The 16,073-nt window shown below is 56.2% G+C and carries 15 protein-coding genes; 7 read left to right on the top strand and 8 right to left on the bottom strand.

What is annotated here, in order from left to right; translation table 11 throughout:
• Nucleotides 1-471: 471 nt before the first annotated feature.
• The 5 genes from NHF56_RS14700 (at nucleotide 472) to NHF56_RS14680 (ending at nucleotide 6,389) form a co-directional block, all read left to right on the top strand.
• On the top strand, nucleotides 472-1,566 hold the full coding sequence (locus NHF56_RS14700; RefSeq protein WP_252805794.1) for an ABC transporter ATP-binding protein: 1,095 nt from the start codon (nucleotides 472-474) through the stop codon (nucleotides 1,564-1,566).
• 96 nt (nucleotides 1,567-1,662) lie between these two features.
• Nucleotides 1,663-2,763: an extracellular solute-binding protein gene (locus NHF56_RS14695; protein WP_252805793.1), complete on the top strand. Its 1,101-nt coding sequence runs from the start codon at nucleotides 1,663-1,665 to the stop codon at nucleotides 2,761-2,763.
• 86 nt (nucleotides 2,764-2,849) lie between these two features.
• Complete coding sequence (locus NHF56_RS14690; protein WP_252805791.1) at nucleotides 2,850-4,109, top strand: ABC transporter permease; 1,260 nt, start codon at nucleotides 2,850-2,852, stop codon at nucleotides 4,107-4,109.
• A 14-nt stretch (nucleotides 4,110-4,123) separates the two neighbouring features.
• Entirely contained in the window at nucleotides 4,124-4,978 is an 855-nt protein-coding gene (locus tag NHF56_RS14685; protein WP_252805789.1) for an ABC transporter permease, read from the top strand.
• A 184-nt stretch (nucleotides 4,979-5,162) separates the two neighbouring features.
• On the top strand, nucleotides 5,163-6,389 hold the full coding sequence (locus tag NHF56_RS14680) for a M24 family metallopeptidase (protein WP_252805787.1): 1,227 nt from the start codon (nucleotides 5,163-5,165) through the stop codon (nucleotides 6,387-6,389).
• Between the two features lie 36 nt (nucleotides 6,390-6,425).
• Here the strand turns inward: NHF56_RS14680 and NHF56_RS14675 are convergent, their stop codons facing one another.
• The 3 genes from NHF56_RS14675 to NHF56_RS14665 all read right to left on the bottom strand — a co-directional run bounded on the left by NHF56_RS14675 (nucleotide 6,426) and on the right by NHF56_RS14665 (nucleotide 8,716).
• Nucleotides 6,426-7,187 (bottom strand): GntR family transcriptional regulator, encoded by a 762-nt coding sequence (locus tag NHF56_RS14675; RefSeq protein ID WP_252805785.1) that lies wholly within the window; start codon nucleotides 7,185-7,187, stop codon nucleotides 6,426-6,428.
• Between the two features lie 88 nt (nucleotides 7,188-7,275).
• Nucleotides 7,276-8,154: a bifunctional helix-turn-helix domain-containing protein/methylated-DNA--[protein]-cysteine S-methyltransferase gene (locus NHF56_RS14670; RefSeq protein WP_252805783.1), complete on the bottom strand. Its 879-nt coding sequence runs from the start codon at nucleotides 8,152-8,154 to the stop codon at nucleotides 7,276-7,278.
• Between the two features lie 61 nt (nucleotides 8,155-8,215).
• Entirely contained in the window at nucleotides 8,216-8,716 is a 501-nt protein-coding gene (locus NHF56_RS14665; protein ID WP_252805781.1) for a DUF2244 domain-containing protein, read from the bottom strand.
• A 22-nt stretch (nucleotides 8,717-8,738) separates the two neighbouring features.
• Here NHF56_RS14665 and nth point away from each other — a divergent pair, with 22 nt between their 5' ends.
• Together nth and NHF56_RS14655 are read left to right on the top strand one after the other, a co-directional pair.
• Nucleotides 8,739-9,479 carry an endonuclease III gene (nth, locus tag NHF56_RS14660; protein ID WP_252805779.1) on the top strand — a complete coding sequence of 247 codons (741 nt, stop codon included), beginning with the start codon at nucleotides 8,739-8,741 and terminating at the stop codon, nucleotides 9,477-9,479.
• Nucleotides 9,480-9,654: 175 nt separating this feature from the next.
• A complete protein-coding gene (locus tag NHF56_RS14655) occupies nucleotides 9,655-10,095 on the top strand; it encodes a MarR family winged helix-turn-helix transcriptional regulator (protein WP_252805777.1) in 441 nt (146 codons plus the stop codon).
• A 28-nt stretch (nucleotides 10,096-10,123) separates the two neighbouring features.
• Here the strand turns inward: NHF56_RS14655 and NHF56_RS14650 are convergent, their stop codons facing one another.
• Genes NHF56_RS14650 through NHF56_RS14630 form a run of 5 tightly spaced genes read right to left on the bottom strand, consistent with a single transcriptional unit; the run spans nucleotide 10,124 to nucleotide 16,068 of the window.
• On the bottom strand, nucleotides 10,124-10,891 hold the full coding sequence (locus NHF56_RS14650) for a crotonase/enoyl-CoA hydratase family protein (RefSeq protein WP_252805774.1): 768 nt from the start codon (nucleotides 10,889-10,891) through the stop codon (nucleotides 10,124-10,126).
• A 12-nt stretch (nucleotides 10,892-10,903) separates the two neighbouring features.
• Entirely contained in the window at nucleotides 10,904-11,776 is an 873-nt protein-coding gene (locus tag NHF56_RS14645) for a hydroxymethylglutaryl-CoA lyase (RefSeq protein WP_252805772.1), read from the bottom strand.
• Nucleotides 11,773-12,441 carry a glutathione S-transferase family protein gene (locus NHF56_RS14640; protein WP_252805770.1) on the bottom strand — a complete coding sequence of 223 codons (669 nt, stop codon included), beginning with the start codon at nucleotides 12,439-12,441 and terminating at the stop codon, nucleotides 11,773-11,775. The genes NHF56_RS14645 and NHF56_RS14640 overlap by 4 nt, the downstream gene beginning before the upstream one ends.
• The gene (locus tag NHF56_RS14635) at nucleotides 12,438-14,081 is read right to left on the bottom strand and encodes an acyl-CoA synthetase (protein WP_252805768.1); all 1,644 of its coding nucleotides are present in this window, start codon (nucleotides 14,079-14,081) and stop codon (nucleotides 12,438-12,440) included. The genes NHF56_RS14640 and NHF56_RS14635 overlap by 4 nt, the downstream gene beginning before the upstream one ends.
• 4 nt (nucleotides 14,082-14,085) lie before the next feature.
• Nucleotides 14,086-16,068, bottom strand: coding sequence for an acetyl/propionyl/methylcrotonyl-CoA carboxylase subunit alpha (locus tag NHF56_RS14630; RefSeq protein ID WP_252805766.1), 1,983 nt, complete (start codon nucleotides 16,066-16,068; stop codon nucleotides 14,086-14,088).
• Nucleotides 16,069-16,073 lie beyond the last annotated feature (5 nt).

Below are 16,073 nucleotides of genomic sequence, written 5' to 3'. Positions count from 1 at the left end.
CGATCTCATGCAGGAGAACTGGAAGTTCGCCGGCGAGCATCAATGCGGCCGCGTGATCGGCCTGTTTAAGGAAATCGGGTGCCAATCAGGCTGATCCTTCCCAGGCAATTGTTGGCAAGTTGATGGAGTATAGGCCCATCAAGAGCTCAAGTCTGAATAAACCGCATCAAATTTGTTCCCTTTTCACGCTTAACTTGCCGATCAGGCTCGTTCAAAAAAGAAAGCATGTTTTCATAATTTCCGAATAAATATCAAATAGTTATGCCGCATATAACTTTTGACGAATTCCAGATTGTGAAAATTTTTTTTCAAAATTTGTCCTTACCCCCTTTCCCTCTGCTGCCTAATTTGTTTTGATCATCGCCAACAGATGTCCGACAGCAGGTTTGCCTGCTGCGAGAAATCGACAGGAAGTCCGGCGTGTGCCGCGTCGAGACTATAACTGATTATGCTGATAAAGCAGGGGAACAAATGGCGAGTAACCGGGGCGCGTCCGTTCGCTACGAAAACGTTCAAAAAAGCTATGATGGCGAAACACTAGTCGTCAAAAACCTAAATCTTGATATTCCGCCCGGCGAGTTTCTGACGATGCTCGGTCCGTCGGGGTCTGGGAAAACCACCTGTCTCATGATGCTGGCGGGGTTCGAGCCTGCCACCCATGGCGAGATTTTCCTGAATGAAAAGCCGATCAATAACGTGCCACCACACAAGCGCGGCATTGGCATGGTTTTCCAGAATTATGCGCTTTTTCCGCACATGAGTGTTGCTGAAAACCTTGCCTTTCCGCTGCAGGTGCGCGGCATGGGCAAGGCCGAACAAGAGCAGAAGGTGAAGCGTGCACTGGAAATGGTGGAGCTCGGCAAGTTCGGCAACCGCCGTCCCGCCCAGCTTTCCGGTGGTCAGCAGCAGCGTGTGGCCGTGGCGAGAGCGCTGGTTTTTGATCCCGAACTCGTGCTGATGGACGAGCCGCTGGGTGCGCTGGACAAGCAGCTGCGCGAGCAGATGCAATATGAAATCAAACACATCCACGAGAACCTTGGTGTTTCAATCGTATACGTGACGCACGACCAGACGGAAGCGCTGACCATGTCTGATCGCGTTGCCGTATTCAACGACGGTATCATCCAGCAGCTTTCTCCACCGGACGTGCTTTACGAGGAACCCAAGAACTCCTTCGTCGCCCAGTTCATCGGTGAGAATAACAAGCTGACGGGTGATGTTGTCGAGATCAATGGCGATATGTGCAAGGTCCGTCTGCCCGATGGCACTGAATTGCTTGCGCACAAGATTAATGTTTCCGGTGTCGGCGATAAGACGACAATTTCCTTGCGGCCTGAACGCGTGGAGATCGTGCCGACCGCCGATCATCAAAATCAGGTCGAAGGCAAGATCGAAGAGCTGATCTATCTCGGTGACCATATCCGCATTCGTATGAACGTTTGCGGCAACGACGAATTCGTTGTTAAGGTTCGCAACCGTGGCGAGCGCTGGGACCTGCAGCAGGGCCAGATGCGCAAGATCGGCTGGGCCGCAAAGGACTGTAAGGCGCTCGACGCTGTTCTTTGAGAGTTTCGAATGGCGGGCTTTGTCCTTGGGGGCAGCCCGTCGAAACGAGAAAACGGGGATTTCCCGTGCTAAACCAGAAAGAGGGAGCAAATTCCGATGAAGTTCAAGACAACCGTACTTGCGGCTACCGCAATGGCTTTGGCCAGCTCGGTCGCCGTGGCCAAGGACATGACGATCGTGTCATGGGGCGGCGCCTATCAGGCGTCCCAGAAGAATGCTTACACGGACCCCTACGTCAAAGACCATCCGGATATCAACATCATCTGGGATGAGTCGTCAGCTGAAGCCGTTGCCAAGCTGCGCGCCATGAACGAAGCAGGCAACCTGACCTGGGATCTGGTTGACGTGGATGCTGCTGACTCCTTCCGTCTCTGCGACGAAGGTCTGGCAATGGAAATCGATCCGGACAAGCTTCTCGCTCCGGCACCCGATGGCACGCCTGCATCGGAAGATTTCGGCGCTCAGCTGGTCAACTCCTGCTACATCCCGCAGATCGTCTATTCCACAACGTTCGGCTACCGCAACGACGTGGCAGAGTGGAACGGCGCGACGCCGACCTCGATCTGCGACGTATTCGACCTCGAAAAGTTCCCTGGCAAGCGCGCGCTTGAAAAGCGCCCGATCAACAACGTTGAATGGGCCTTGCTTTGCGATGGCGTTTCCAAGGACGAGCTTTATGACGTTCTGGCGACCGACGAAGGTGTAGAGCGCGCACTCGCAAAGCTCGACACGATCAAGGACAATGTAGTCTGGTGGTCTGCTGCTGCTGAAACACCGCAGCTTCTGGCCGACAAGGAAGTTGTGATCGGTTCGACCTACAATGGCCGTCTGTTCTCCGCAATCGCCGAACAGGATCAGCCGATCGACATGCTGTGGGACGCGCAGGTGTTCTCCTTCGACGGCTGGATCATTCCGACCGGCCTGCCGGAAGATCGTCTGGCCATGGTTGAAGACTTCGTGAAGTTTGCAACCGACACCCAGCGCCTTGCTGACCAGGCCGCCTACATTTCCTACGGCCCGGCCCGTGCGTCCTCTGCTCCGCTCGTCGGCAAGCATGCCACGCTTGGCATCGACATGGCTCCGCACATGCCGACCGACCCGGCCAACTCGAAGAACGTGATCTACTACAACTTCGAATTCTGGGCTGACCATCGCGACGACATCGACGCGAAGTTCCAGGCTTGGCTTGCACAGTAAGTCTTCATTGAGATTTTGCCGGGGCGTGGAACATGCCCCGGCATTCGACCAAGACAGCTGATTTTCAAAAAAGAAATCTGATCATCATGAGTGAATCCAGCACAGCTCCCTTGACTACAAGCGACGGCGTACCACTCAAAGTAAGCCTTGCCAAAGCGCTGCGGCGAGAAAAGCTGCGTTCATTCCTGCTGATTGCACCACTGCTCTTTTTCATTCTCATCAGTTTCGTGGCACCGATCGCGGATATGCTTTTCCGTTCGGTGGAGAACGCAATTGTGCCTGACACGCTGCCGAGAACAGTCGTCGCACTGGAAGATTGGGACGGTTCCAAAGGCGAACTTCCGGGTGAGCCGGTTTACGCAGCCCTGGCCGCCGATTTGAAAGAGGCAGTCAAAGAGAAGCTGCACACCAGGCTGGGCTCCCGACTGAACTACGATATGCCGGGTGCGTCCAGCATGTTCCGTAGTACAGGCCGCAAGGTGGAGAAGTTCACCGACGGGAACTATAAGGAGCAGTTTATCAAGGCCGACAAAGATTGGGGCAACATAAACTTTTGGGAGGGCCTGAAGCAGCTTTCCTCTCGCTACACAGATGGCTACTTCCTGAGCGCCATTGATATGGAGCGCGATTCAACGGGCATCCACTTCAAGCCTGAGGAACAGCGCATCTATTTGATGCTCTTCGGCCGGACCTTGATGTTGAGTGTTGCCATTACAGTCTCCTGTCTGGTGCTCGGTTACCCGGTGGCATGGCTGCTTGCCAACCTGCCACTGAGAACCTCCAACCTTTTGATGATTCTCGTTCTTCTTCCTTTCTGGACGAGCCTGCTGGTGCGAACGTCGGCGTGGAAAGTGCTTCTACAGGACCAGGGTGTTATCAATGATCTTCTTGTTTGGGCGCATATCATTTCAAACGATAATCGCCTGCCGCTGATCAACAACCAGACCGGTACGATCATAGCGATGACCCATATTCTGCTGCCATTCATGATCCTGCCGCTCTTCTCGGTGATGAAGACGATATCACCCAGCTATATGCGCGCCGCAAAAAGTCTGGGTGCGACGGATTGGACTGCTTTCTGGCGTGTCTATTTTCCGCAAACGATTCCGGGCATCGGCGCGGGCGCTATTCTGGTCTTCATTCTGGCGATTGGCTATTACATCACGCCTGAACTGGTGGGCGGCACATCCGGCATCTTCATCTCAAACCGCATTGCCTACCACATTTCCAGTTCGCTGAACTGGGGGCTTGCCGCAGCGCTTGGCACAATTCTGCTCGGCGTGGTTCTGCTGATGTTTGTTCTCTATGACAAGATTGTCGGCATCGACAATGTGAAACTCGGGTAAGAGGACCGAAAAGAATGTCAAGTCTTCCAGAATATGCCTCGACCGGACAACGCGTTTGGTATTACACTTTCCGCGTCATCTGTGGCCTGATCTTCTTTTTCCTGATCTTTCCGATCCTGGTGATCATTCCGCTGAGTTTCAACGCAGAGAATTTCTTCACCTTCACCAAGGAGATGCTGGCGCTCGACCCGGCCGGTTATTCGTTCAAACATTATATCGATTTCTTCACCAACCCCAATTGGCAGCAAGCCCTGACCAATTCTGTGCTGATCGCGCCGGTCGCCACCTTGCTTGCCACGTCGCTCGGCACCTTGGCAGCTATCGGCCTTTCGCAGTCGCATGTGCCTTTCCGCTCGGCCATCATGGCCGCGCTGATTTCGCCAATGATCGTGCCGCTGATTATTTCCGCAGCGGGCATGTATTTCTTCTATTCCCGAATTGGCTTGCAGGGCACCTATTGGGGCGTCGTTCTGGCCCACGCAGCTTTGGGAACGCCCTTCGTGATTATCACGGTCACGGCCACTCTGGTCGGCTTTGACCGGTCTCTGGTGCGCGCTGCCGCGAATATGGGCGCAAACCCCGTCACGACGTTCTTCAAGGTGCAAATGCCGCTCATCATTCCGGGCGTGGTCTCCGGTGCGCTGTTTGCCTTCATCACCTCTTTTGACGAAGTGGTTGTGGTGCTCTTCCTGGGCTCAGCAGGCCAGAAGACGCTGCCCTGGCAGATGTTTACAGGCCTGCGAGAGCAGATTTCACCCACGATTCTCGCCGTCGCTGCCATCATGGTCGCCATCTCAATTGCGCTTCTGACGGTGCTTGAACTGCTGCGCAGACGATCCGAACGGCTGAGAGGCTTGACACCGGGCTGATCAAAGCCTCACATTGAGACTTGAAATTTTTGTTCTCTCGCAGGGGAGCCGCAGGCGGAACGCCAGTCAGCGGGGATTGTTGAAACAGTAATCCGGCAAACGACATCGCAAATATAGGCCTGGCGGGCCGGTTTCCTTTTGGAGCCGGCCCGCCTTTTTTTGTTTCTGGCAGAGGAAAACGCCCATGGACATGATCCGCACATATGAAATGGAAAATGGCGAAAAAGCCTGGCTTCCCTTCTCAAGGGAAGAGATGGAAAGTCGCCAATCCCGGCTGCGTACGCTTATGGCAGCAAGACGCATCGATGCATGCCTTTTCACCTCCTATCACAACATCTGCTATTTCTCTGGCTTCCTCTATTGCTCATTCGGACGTCGTTACGGTTTTCTGGTCACGGAAAGCGAGGCGACGACGATCTCGGCCGGTATTGACGGCGGTCAGCCGTGGCGACGCACGCACGGTAGTGCACTGACCTACACCGATTGGCGGCGCGACAACTATTTCTTCGCTATTCAATCGCTGCTCAAAATGCCCAATCCTTCGATCAAACGGATTGGCATAGAATTCGACCACGTGTCGCTTGATCTCAGGGCGCAGCTGGAGGCAGCCCTTCCCGGTGTCGAATTCATCGACATAGCATATGATACGCAGCAACAGCGCACCATCAAAAGTGCCGAAGAGCACGCGTTGATCCGAAAAGGTGCCAATGTCGCAGACATCGGTGGACAGGCGGTTTACGATGCAATACACGCTGGCGCGCATGAGCATGAGGTGGCGATCGCATCCACAAATGCCATGATCCGTGAGATTGCCAAGAGCTTTCCCTTCGTTGAGCTCATGGATACGTGGACCTGGTTCCAGTCGGGCATCAACACCGATGGTGCCCACAATCCAGTGACAAATCGAAAAGTGGAAGCAGGCGACATTCTGAGCCTCAATTGCTTCCCCATGATCTTCGGCTACTACACTGCACTGGAGCGGACGCTCTTTTGTGAACATGCCTCAGACGAGCATTTGCGGCTCTGGGAAATCAACTGCGATATCCATCGCGCCGGCCTGGAGCTGATCAAGCCGGGCGCGCGCTGCTGCGACATCGCCTCGGAACTGAACGAGATCTATCGAAGTCATAACCTGCTGCAATATCGCAGCTTTGGCTATGGCCATTCCTTTGGTGTGCTGAGCCACTACTATGGCCGCGAAGCCTCCGTCGAGCTACGAGAAGATGTCGAGACCGTTCTCGAACCCGGCATGGTCGTTTCCATGGAACCCATGATCATGATCCCCGAAGGGCAGCCGGGTGCCGGCGGTTATCGGGAGCACGATATACTGATCGTCGGCGAAACAGGCGCGGAAAACGTCACCGGTTTCCCCTTCGGGCCGGAACACAATATCGTTCCGAAGAGAGGCTGAACACAACAAAACTATGCTGACGAGCCCGTGGTGCCGTTAATCCGTGCGGGGCTCGACGGAAAGCAGTGTGAGCGAGGCGAGTTGCATCTTCAGTGTCGCGCCGTTCTGCAGGACATATTCGAGGTTTTGGCGGGCAAGCCGGGCGTGTTCGCGCGCCAACGCCTCCGCCCGCGCACCTTCGCGATTTTCGATTGCCGACAGAATGGCCTTATGCTGCGCCTGACCGAGTGACAGGGATTTCCTGAATTCCGGCACATCGACCTGCCTATCGATAAAGGCGCTGGGGCTCGCAAAGGGCAGGCTGGTAACGCGCGCAATTTCGCGCTTTATGATCTCGCTGCCAGACAGCTCTGCCAGCGTTTCGTGGAAAACTTCGTTTTTTTCCTCGTAAGCTTCAAAATTAAGCGCCTCTGCGCCATCGGCGAGGATTTTTTCCAAGTCCCCAACTATTGCGCGCAGCGTTGTCAGCCTCTCCGATTCTGCGCCGCGTTCTGCCGCAAGCCTGGCTGCTGTACCCTCCAGTACACCGCGCAGCTCAATCGAATCCATCACATCCTGCAGGGTAAAGCGGCGCACGGCATAACCACCGGAAGGTATAAGCTCAACCAGACCCTCCAGCTCGAGCTTCTGCAGCGCAGTGCGCAGCGGCGTGCGGGAAACGTCCAGTTTCTGCGCCAGAGCCACTTCCGATAGGCGCTCTCCGGGCTCAACCCCACCATTCAAAACGAGGTCGCGCAAGCCCAGCAATGCCTTGTTGGACTGCTGCTTGCTGCGAGAGTTTTCGTTTTTCTCAGACATTCCCCCACCCTGCACTTGAGACAACATCCATCCTTTAGCGCATAAGGCGCGTGGCTGTCACCTTGTCAGCAGTCTGGTATTCGGTGGTTCAGGCTTTTCCAGCCTCCCAGCCGAGCATCGCCCGCTTGCGGGTGAGACCCCAGTGGTAACCCGTCAATGCGCCGCTTTTGCCCACCGCCCGATGACAGGGGACGACGAACGAAATGGGGTTCGCGCCCACAGCAGCACCCACGGCACGCGATGCTGTCGGCTTTCCGATCCCTTCGGCAATCGAGGAATAGGTCGTGGCCTTGCCCATGGGTATTTTCAAGAGCTGTTCCCACACGCGCACCTGAAAATCTGTCCCGATCAAGACGACGCGCAAGGGCTGTTGCGCGCTCCAGCGGTCGGGATTGAAAATGCGGGCTGCATAGGGTGCGGTCGCATTTAAGTCTTCGATATACACCGCATTGGGCCAGCGGCCAGCCATGTCTTCAAAACACAACATCTGCCCACCCTCGTCGCAAAAGGCGAGACCAGCCAACCCGCGCGGTGTCACCATGATCAACGCCAGCCCGAAGGGCGAAATGTGGAACCCGTAGCGGATTTCGAGGCCGGCCCCCCTGGCTTTCCATTCGCCGGGCGACATGGCCTCGTGGGTTACGAAGAGATCGTGGAGACGGCCCGGGCTTGAGAGTCCGAGTTCGAGGCTGGTTTCGAGAACAGGCATTCCTTCCCGTCCCAAAAGCCGCTTCGCATGATCCAAAGTCACTGCCTGAAGAAAGGCTTTAGGCGAAAGCCCCGCCCAGCGTGTGAACGTCTTTTGAAGCTGGGTAACCGGCACGCCCAATCGCACTGAAATTGCTTCAAGCGAGGGCTGCTCCTGATAATCCTCGGTCATGATTTCGATCACCTGCCGTACCACGTCATAATCGCGGCCCGCAGGGGTAATGTCCGTTCCAAGGGTGCTGATCTGGGCAAGTGTCATCTGTGATATCTCCTTGCCTCACTCATAATGGGGTCGCGTATTTCCGCCACCCGTTTCCTGCCTATATCCGCTGTTTCACAGTCGCCAGTGCGCGTGTGAAATCAGAGGCGAAACGCTCGCGGGCTTCGGGATACAGAAAATCGCCAACCCCCGTCTCCCGACCTTCTCCGCTCACTTTAATCGAGGTGACACCGATTTCCGGGTGCCGGGCAATTTTCAAGCGCGCCCAGAAGGGATTGTAGCGGCTTTCCCGCACGAGACCGGCAGGCGAGATTTTCCTGATCGACAGCTCCATGCGAGAGAGACTGATATGCTCGCGGGCGCGGGCCGCCCGATTGTTCAGCCAGAAGGCTCCAAAGAGCGCGACAAAATCAGCACCGAAGAACAGTGCAATCGGCCATGCCCCCGTCGTCATGAAAAAGATGACATGAACGACGCTCAACGCGCCTGCAATGGCAAAAAGGATTTTCAGTCCCCGGCGGCCAAGCGACCGATGCGGCGCAAGCTCGGTTGTATAAATCGGCTGTTCATTCAGCGTCATGGTGGCATTGCTCTCCTTCATGCCAATTGATTATAGACAACTCATGTCATCTGCAAAGCCCCAAAAGAAAACGGCCAAACGGCCACGCAAACCGCCATTGCGATCCGCCTATAGCGAAGCCGAGATCCGCGAAATCTTTCGCCGCTTTTCCATTCAGCGACCTGAGCCGAAAGGCGAGCTGGAACACGTGAACCCTTTCACGCTGGTTGTGGCCGTCGCCTTGTCTGCTCAGGCAACGGATGCGGGCGTCAACAAGGCAACGCGGGCGCTTTTCAAGATTGCCGATACGCCGGAAAAGATGCTGGAACTCGGCGAAGACCGGGTGCGCGATTATATCAAGACAATCGGGCTCTACCGCAACAAGGCGAAAAACGTGATTGCCTTATCAAAGATGCTGGTGGATGAGTTTGGTGGTGAAGTCCCCAAAACCCGCGAAGAGCTGGTTCGCCTGCCGGGGGTGGGGCGCAAGACGGCAAATGTCGTCATGTCCATGGCCTTCGGCATTCCCACCATGGCAGTCGACACCCATATATTTCGAATTGCCAACCGGATTGGGCTTGCGCCAGGCAAGACACCCGATGAGGTTGAAGACAAGTTGATGCGTCTCATTCCTGATGATTATCTCTACCACGCGCATCACTGGCTCATTCTGCACGGCCGCTATTGCTGCAAGGCGCGCAAACCGGACTGTCTGGCTTGCGTGATCGCCGATATCTGCAAATCCGCCGAAAAGACAAACGAAATTCCCGCTGATCTGGTCGAGCTCCCGCCGCAGGTTATCTAAGGCGTGGAGGTGTTCGCGTTATGGCGTTATTCGACAGTTCAATGCTGTCACCTTTCCAGGGCGGCAGATCAATGTTCATTTAAACCTTGCGAGAGGGGGTTTGTATGAACTAATACGCAATTCTGTTGAGCTAGGAATTACCTTCCTCGCATTGAACTGCAAAGACATTCTGCCCATGTCCGACAATATCCCTGAAAAAACAGCTGAAACCTATACGCTCGATGACCAGATCGGTTTCATTCTGCGGCTGGCACAGCAGCGCCATACGGCATTATTCTCCGAGTGCTTTGGGGGTGATCTGACGTCAACGCAATGGGCGCTTATTTCCAAGCTGAAGCAGGTTGGCGAGAGTTCACAAAATCTTCTCGGCCGGCTCACCGGGATGGACGTTGCGACGATCCAAGGTGTCGTCGAGCGGCTCAAGAAGAGAAATATCATCAAGAGCAAGCCTGACCCCGAAGACAAGCGACGCGTCGTGCTGTCCCTTTCAGAAGAGGGCGAGGCACTTTACACGCGGCACTTGCCCAACGCGCTGAAGGTCACCGACGAGACTTTTGCGGATCTGAGCGCCGAAGAACGCACACAACTTCAAACCCTTCTCAAAAAAATCATCTGAGCCGTTCTTTTGGCGGGCCGCTTCCAAGCTACCTTTTCGCCAGGAAAGCGGAAATTCGCTCCAGCGCTTCTTCATTTTCCCACCGGTCTGCGAGTGCTTCAGCCGTCACGGCACCTTCATGCTCGCGCGTCAGATCCGTGAGCTGCAGGCAAAGTGCCTTTGCCGCAGCAACAGCACCGGGCATCGTTTTGAGGATCGGTTCAATTTCGGCCTCGATCGCGGCATCAATGTCTGCTGCATTCGTCACGGCAGAGATAAGCCCGCTTCTGAAGGCAAAATCTGTCCCGAAGGTTTTCGTCGAGTAGAAAATCTGCCGGGCGTAGCCTTCGCCGATCTTGCGCACAACATAGGGGCCGATGGTGGCCGGAATAATCCCAAGCCGTGTTTCCGTCAGCGCGAACGTGGCCGTTTCAACGGCAACGGCAATATCGCAAACAGCCATCAACCCCACGCCACCCCCATAAGCCGGACCCTGAATGCGCCCGATCAATGGTTTGGGCAGGTCGTTGAGGGTCTGGAAGAGGGTGGCCAACTTGCCGGATTCTTCCATTTTTCCATTCCGGTCGCGGTCCAGTTGATCCCGCATCCAGCTGAGGTCGGCACCTGCGCAGAACGACTTTCCTTCTGCCGCCAGAACAACGGCGCGTATGGAAATTTCCGCCCCCAGTTGAACCGCGGCATCCGTCAATTCGCGGATCATCAGCGCATTCATCGCATTATGCTTGTCGGGCCGATTGAGAGTAATCGTGACAATGCCTCGGGAATCCCTATCCAGGCGGATTGTCTCAAACGTCATCTGATATTCTCCTCACCCTTGCATCTTGGAAAGCCTTGCAATTCGCCCTCGGAGGAAGTCCCCCGCAGCGCTCAGCTTCTCACGGTCGATACCTGTTTGCACGCCAAGGTCCGCCAGCCGCTCGATCAGCGCCTCGGTCGCAACATTGCCTTTGGCACCCGGCGCATAGGGGCAGCCGCCAAGACCTCCAACCGCGCTGTCGAAGGTGCGGATACCGTGTTCCAGGCTGATTTCCACATTCGCGACGGCCTGGTTGTTGGTGTCATGATAGTGACCGGCGAGTTTTTCGGCAGGCAAGACCGCCTGAACCGCTTTCAGCATGGCAGTGATCGTTGCCGGTGTGCCAGCGCCAATCGTATCGCCCAGCGATATTTCGTAACAGCCCATGGCAAAAAGCCTCTCCGCCACATTTGCAACGGCGCTCGGCGCAACCGGTCCATCATAGGGGCAGGCGATGACGCAGGAGACATAGCCGCGTACCGGTACGCCTGCTGCTTGAGCGGCCTGAACGACCGGCGCGAAGCGATCAAAGCTTTCTTCAATGGAGCAGTTGATATTCTTGCGGCTGAAGCCTTCAGACGCGGAAGCGAAGATCGCAACCTCGTCGGCGCGCGCTGCAAGAGCCGCCTCAAACCCCTTCAGGTTGGGGGTCAGAACGCCATAGCTCACGCCACTCTGGCGCTTGATCCCGGCCATGACCTCTGCACTGTCTGCCATTTGCGGCACCCATTTCGGCGAAACGAAACTGGTTGCCTCAATCTTTCGATAGCCGGCTAACGACAACAGATCAATGAGGGCAATCTTGTCATGCGTTGGGATGATTTCCTTCTCGTTTTGAAGGCCGTCACGCGGTCCAACTTCGTAAATCGTCACGAAATCGGTCATGATGCGGGTCTTTCCCAAGCGGGATAGAACGCCTGCCGGTAGAGCATCTCCTCTTCACCCTTCGGTAAGGAAGCCTTGAAGGCTGCGCGTTCCGTAATACGGGCATACCAGGCCTCGGTGCGCGGCAATCCTTCAAGCTTGGCAAAATGCAAGCCCATGTAGACCGCATGGCCGACACTGGTATCGACAGCCGAAAAGCCCGATTTGAGCAGATAATCGCCCGTTTCGCCGAGGCGCGTTTCAACGGCTTCATAACATTTACGAAGCCGTGCAGCCTCCAGCTTCATCACGACGGGCGAACGCATTGTGTCGTCGTAAAGCATGATGTGCTGCTGCGTCAGTGCAGCGATATGCTGACTGATCGTTTCGGAAAAATGCACCCACATGAGCCACTGCGCGCGCTCGGGGTCGCCCGGAAGCCGCCCAAGCCCAGCCTCTGGGAACCGCTCACAGAGATATTCGGTAATCGCACCTGTCTCGAACAGGCGCTCGCCGTCTATTTCCAGCGCTGGAACACGTCCGGCAGGTGAAAGTTTCAGATAGGACGGATCGCGCAGATTCTTCCCGAAAGGGTGGACGACGGTGGTGAATTCGACACCCAGCTCATTGAGAAGCCAGAGCGAACGCATGGACCGGGTTTGCGGGCAGTGATGCAAAATGATCATGATGATTGCTCCTCTTCGGTCAGCCTGTCGCGAAGCACACGGCGCATGATCTTGCCCGTGGTCGTGACCGGGAGTTCGTCGGTGAAGTGAATCTCGCGCGGAAACTCATGGGCTGCCAGACGATGTCGAACATGGTTCTGGATGTCGGTTTTGATATCTTCACTCGGTTGGATGCCGTCCTTCAGCACAACGAAAGCAACGACGATTTCGGTTCGCGCTGCGTCCGGCTTCCCGATGACGGCTGCGAGCCTCACGGCATCATGCCGCAATATACAGTCTTCAATGGGGCCAGGGCCGATGCGATAGCCAGCGGATGTGATCACATCGTCGTCTCGCCCGATGAAGCGCAGCCAGCCGTCACCCTCGTGGATCGCCTGATCGCCGGTCAACATCCAGTCACCGATGAATTTGCTTTCGGTGGCTTCGGGATTTTGCCAATAGTTCAGAAACATAACGGGATCGCCCTTTTTGACGGCCAGTTGCCCGGCGGCACCTTTGGGCACGGCATTGCCCTCAGCATCGACAACGGCCAGTTGATGGCCGGGGACTGCGCGGCCCATGACGCCGGGACGCGGCTCGAAAAGTGTGCTGCAGGATGACACGATCAGATTGCATTCCGTCTGACCGTAAAACTCGTTGATCTGGACGCCAAGAACCTCCCGTCCCCAGTCCAGCAGTTCCGCACCGAGTGTTTCACCGCCTGAGCCGACAGTGCGCAGCTTAAGAGGGTCGTTTTCCCTGTCATGCGGGGTCGCGCGCATCATTTTAAGGGCGGTAGGAGGCAGAAAGGCGTTGGTGACACCAAAGAGCGACATCAACTTATAAGCGGCTTCTCCAGTGAACTTTTCAAAGCGTCTGGCAATGACCGGAATACCGTGATGCAGCGCCGGCAGGAGAACGTCGATTAAGCCACCGATCCAGGCCCAGTCTGCCGGCGTCCAGATGACATCATTGGCCTGCGGGAAAAAATCGTGGCTCATCTCCATGCCCGGAAGATGACCCAGCAAAACCCGATGTGCGTGAAGCGCGCCCTTGGGAGAGCCGGTGGTGCCGGATGTATAGATAATAACGGCAGGATCATCGGCGCGTGTGTTGACAGGTTCAAAGTCCGGCGACTGGTCTGACAGTGCAGTATAGATATCTTTCACATTGTCGTATTCGGCTGCGCCATCCACCGAATAGACGTTCACACCGGCAAAAACCTCCGGTGACATCTGCGACAGCTTCTCCACGCCCGTGGCGTTGGTGATGAGCAGGCCGATGCCGGCGTCCTTGATCCGGTATTCCAGCGCATCCGGGCCAAAGAGTGTGAACAATGGCACCGCAATGCCGCCCATCTTGTAGATGGCGATGTGAGAGGCCGCCGTTTCCAGTGCCTGCGGCAGCAACACGCCCACACGATCGCCGCGTTTTACACCGCAGCTGACAATCAGGTTGGCGATCTGGTTGGAGATCGCCTTCAGTTCGCTGAAGCTTACGTTTCGAAAGGACCAGTCAGGCTGCACAATGGTCAGCGCGCGCCGGTTGGGTTCGCCTTCGGCCCATTTATCGCAGATATCGACGCCGATATTGTAGAATTCGGGAATGCTCCACCGGAAGCCATCAACAAGCGCCTCATAGGACGTGGCGGGCTGCAGCATCTCGCTATTCCTCCTCTTTCAGGCGGATTAACACTGCGCCACCTTCAACCGGATCGCCTTCGGCACAAAGAACGTCCTGCACTTCGCCATCGCGCGGTGCCGTCAGCGTGTGTTCCATTTTCATCGCCTCCATGACGGCTAGCCGCTCGCCGGCGCTGACCACGTCACCAGCGCTGACTAACACCATGCGAACGACACCGGTCATGGGGGCGAGAACATCGTTGGAAGAACTGTGCAAAGCGGCGTCTCCGGCCACCGGATCCGGCCTGGTGAAGACGAAGGTCTGGCCGTCAAGAAGAATGCTGACGTCCAGAAAGCCTGCCTTTTCCGTTGCGCAGATTTTGGCCCTGACACGCACCGAGCGATTGCCAAGGTGCGCTTTCGCCTCAAAACTCTCACCCATGAGGATGTCGGCCAATTGCAGGGATTGATTGCCTCCATGCAGGCTGATTACCCCATCCTGCAACCGCAGGCCTCGTTCAATCATTTCGCCGTTGAAAAGCAGCTTGATCCGATGATCAGCAGCACCCCATAGACGGAAGCCGAGATGCGCAGACGACGGCTCAATGCGGCTCGCAATGACCGCGGCGATTGCGATAGCGATCTCGCTCGGCTCCGGCTTTTCAATCAAACGCTCAAGGTTGCGGTCGATGAGGCCGGTATCCATGCGCCCGGCGCGGAAGGTGTCGTTGCCCACAAGCGCGCGGAGAAAATCGCGATTGGTCGTAAGACCGGAAACGAGTGTGTTATCCAGTGCCTCCTGTAACCGGCCAAGTGCATCCTGCCTGCCTGGGCCATGGGCAATCACCTTGGCAATCATGGGATCGTAAAAGGGCGAAACCTGATCGCCCGACACCACGCCGCCATCAATGCGAACGCCATCGCCTAGTCCAAATTCCAGGGAATCTATATGACCCGCTTGCGGCAGAAATCCAGCTGCCGGGTCTTCAGCATAAAGGCGCGCTTCCGCAGCATGGCCGTGAATGGCGATAGAGCCCTGCTTTACCGGCAGGGCTTCACCTGCGGCAACGCGCAACTGCCACTCCACAAGATCGAAGCCGGTGATGGCTTCCGTGACTGGATGCTCGACCTGCAACCGGGTGTTCATTTCCATGAACCAGAAACCGTCTGCCCGCAGAGGCCCCGAGCCATCGACGATAAACTCGATTGTGCCCGCGCCCTGATAGTTGACGGCCTCGGCGGCCTTGATCGCAGCGCGCGTCATGGCACTGCGAACAGGCTCGCTCATGCCGGGCGCCGGGGCCTCTTCAATGACCTTCTGGTGGCGGCGCTGCAAGGAGCAGTCACGCTCAAAGAGATGCACGATGTTGCCGTGGCTATCGCCAAACACCTGAACTTCGATATGGCGGGGCGAAAGCACGTATTTTTCGATAAGGACCCTGTCGTCGCCAAAGGCGGATTTGGCTTCCCGGCGGCAGCTGTCAAGGGAAGAGATAAAGTCTGCTGCCTTGTCGACCCGGCGCATGCCCTTGCCGCCGCCGCCAGCCGACGCCTTTATGAGCACGGGATAACCGATTTCATCCGCCTGTCCGGCCAGAAAAGCCGCATCCTGATTGTCGCCGTGATAGCCGGGGACGACTGGAACGCCCGCCTCTTCCATCAAACGCTTGGCTGCGTCTTTCAGGCCCATGGAGCGAATGGAATGCGCTTTTGGGCCGATAAAGGTGAGGCCGGCCTTCTCCACCGCTTCGACAAAATCAGGGTTTTCCGAAAGAAAACCGTAGCCCGGATGAATGGCCTCTGCACCCGTTGCCTTTGCCGCATCAATGATCTTCTGGCCAACAAGATAACTTTCTGAAGCAGGCGAAGGTCCGATGAAAACGGCCTCGTCTGCAAGCTTCACATGTTGCGCCTGGGCATCGGCTTCAGCGTAGACTGCAACTGTCTTAATGCCCATCCGCCGGGCTGTCTTGATGATACGGCAGGCGATTTCGCCGCGATTGGCTATGAGGATTTTTGAAAACATGTTTG

The organism is Rhizobium sp. L1K21, assembly GCF_024055895.1.
Lineage (GTDB): Bacteria > Pseudomonadota > Alphaproteobacteria > Rhizobiales > Rhizobiaceae > Ensifer_A.
The sequence above is the reverse complement of the archived record's forward strand: the minus strand, read 5'-3'. Positions and strand labels throughout refer to the sequence as shown.

Excerpts from the sequence above, each read along its gene's own strand:
- NHF56_RS14700 (WP_252805794.1), top strand. The coding sequence starts at position 472 with ATGGCGAGTAACCGGGGCGCGTCCGTTCGCTACGAAAACGTTCAAAAA.
- NHF56_RS14695 (WP_252805793.1), top strand. The coding sequence starts at position 1,663 with ATGAAGTTCAAGACAACCGTACTTGCGGCTACCGCAATGGCTTTGGCC.
- NHF56_RS14690 (WP_252805791.1), top strand. The coding sequence starts at position 2,850 with ATGAGTGAATCCAGCACAGCTCCCTTGACTACAAGCGACGGCGTACCA.
- NHF56_RS14685 (WP_252805789.1), top strand. The coding sequence starts at position 4,124 with ATGTCAAGTCTTCCAGAATATGCCTCGACCGGACAACGCGTTTGGTAT.
- NHF56_RS14680 (WP_252805787.1), top strand. The coding sequence starts at position 5,163 with ATGGACATGATCCGCACATATGAAATGGAAAATGGCGAAAAAGCCTGG.
- NHF56_RS14675 (WP_252805785.1), bottom strand. The coding sequence starts at position 7,187 with ATGTCTGAGAAAAACGAAAACTCTCGCAGCAAGCAGCAGTCCAACAAG.
- NHF56_RS14670 (WP_252805783.1), bottom strand. The coding sequence starts at position 8,154 with ATGACACTTGCCCAGATCAGCACCCTTGGAACGGACATTACCCCTGCG.
- NHF56_RS14665 (WP_252805781.1), bottom strand. The coding sequence starts at position 8,716 with ATGAAGGAGAGCAATGCCACCATGACGCTGAATGAACAGCCGATTTAT.
- nth (WP_252805779.1), top strand. The coding sequence starts at position 8,739 with ATGTCATCTGCAAAGCCCCAAAAGAAAACGGCCAAACGGCCACGCAAA.
- NHF56_RS14655 (WP_252805777.1), top strand. The coding sequence starts at position 9,655 with ATGTCCGACAATATCCCTGAAAAAACAGCTGAAACCTATACGCTCGAT.
- NHF56_RS14650 (WP_252805774.1), bottom strand. The coding sequence starts at position 10,891 with ATGACGTTTGAGACAATCCGCCTGGATAGGGATTCCCGAGGCATTGTC.
- NHF56_RS14645 (WP_252805772.1), bottom strand. The coding sequence starts at position 11,776 with ATGACCGATTTCGTGACGATTTACGAAGTTGGACCGCGTGACGGCCTT.
- NHF56_RS14640 (WP_252805770.1), bottom strand. The coding sequence starts at position 12,441 with ATGATCATTTTGCATCACTGCCCGCAAACCCGGTCCATGCGTTCGCTC.
- NHF56_RS14635 (WP_252805768.1), bottom strand. The coding sequence starts at position 14,081 with ATGCTGCAGCCCGCCACGTCCTATGAGGCGCTTGTTGATGGCTTCCGG.
- NHF56_RS14630 (WP_252805766.1), bottom strand. The coding sequence starts at position 16,068 with ATGTTTTCAAAAATCCTCATAGCCAATCGCGGCGAAATCGCCTGCCGT.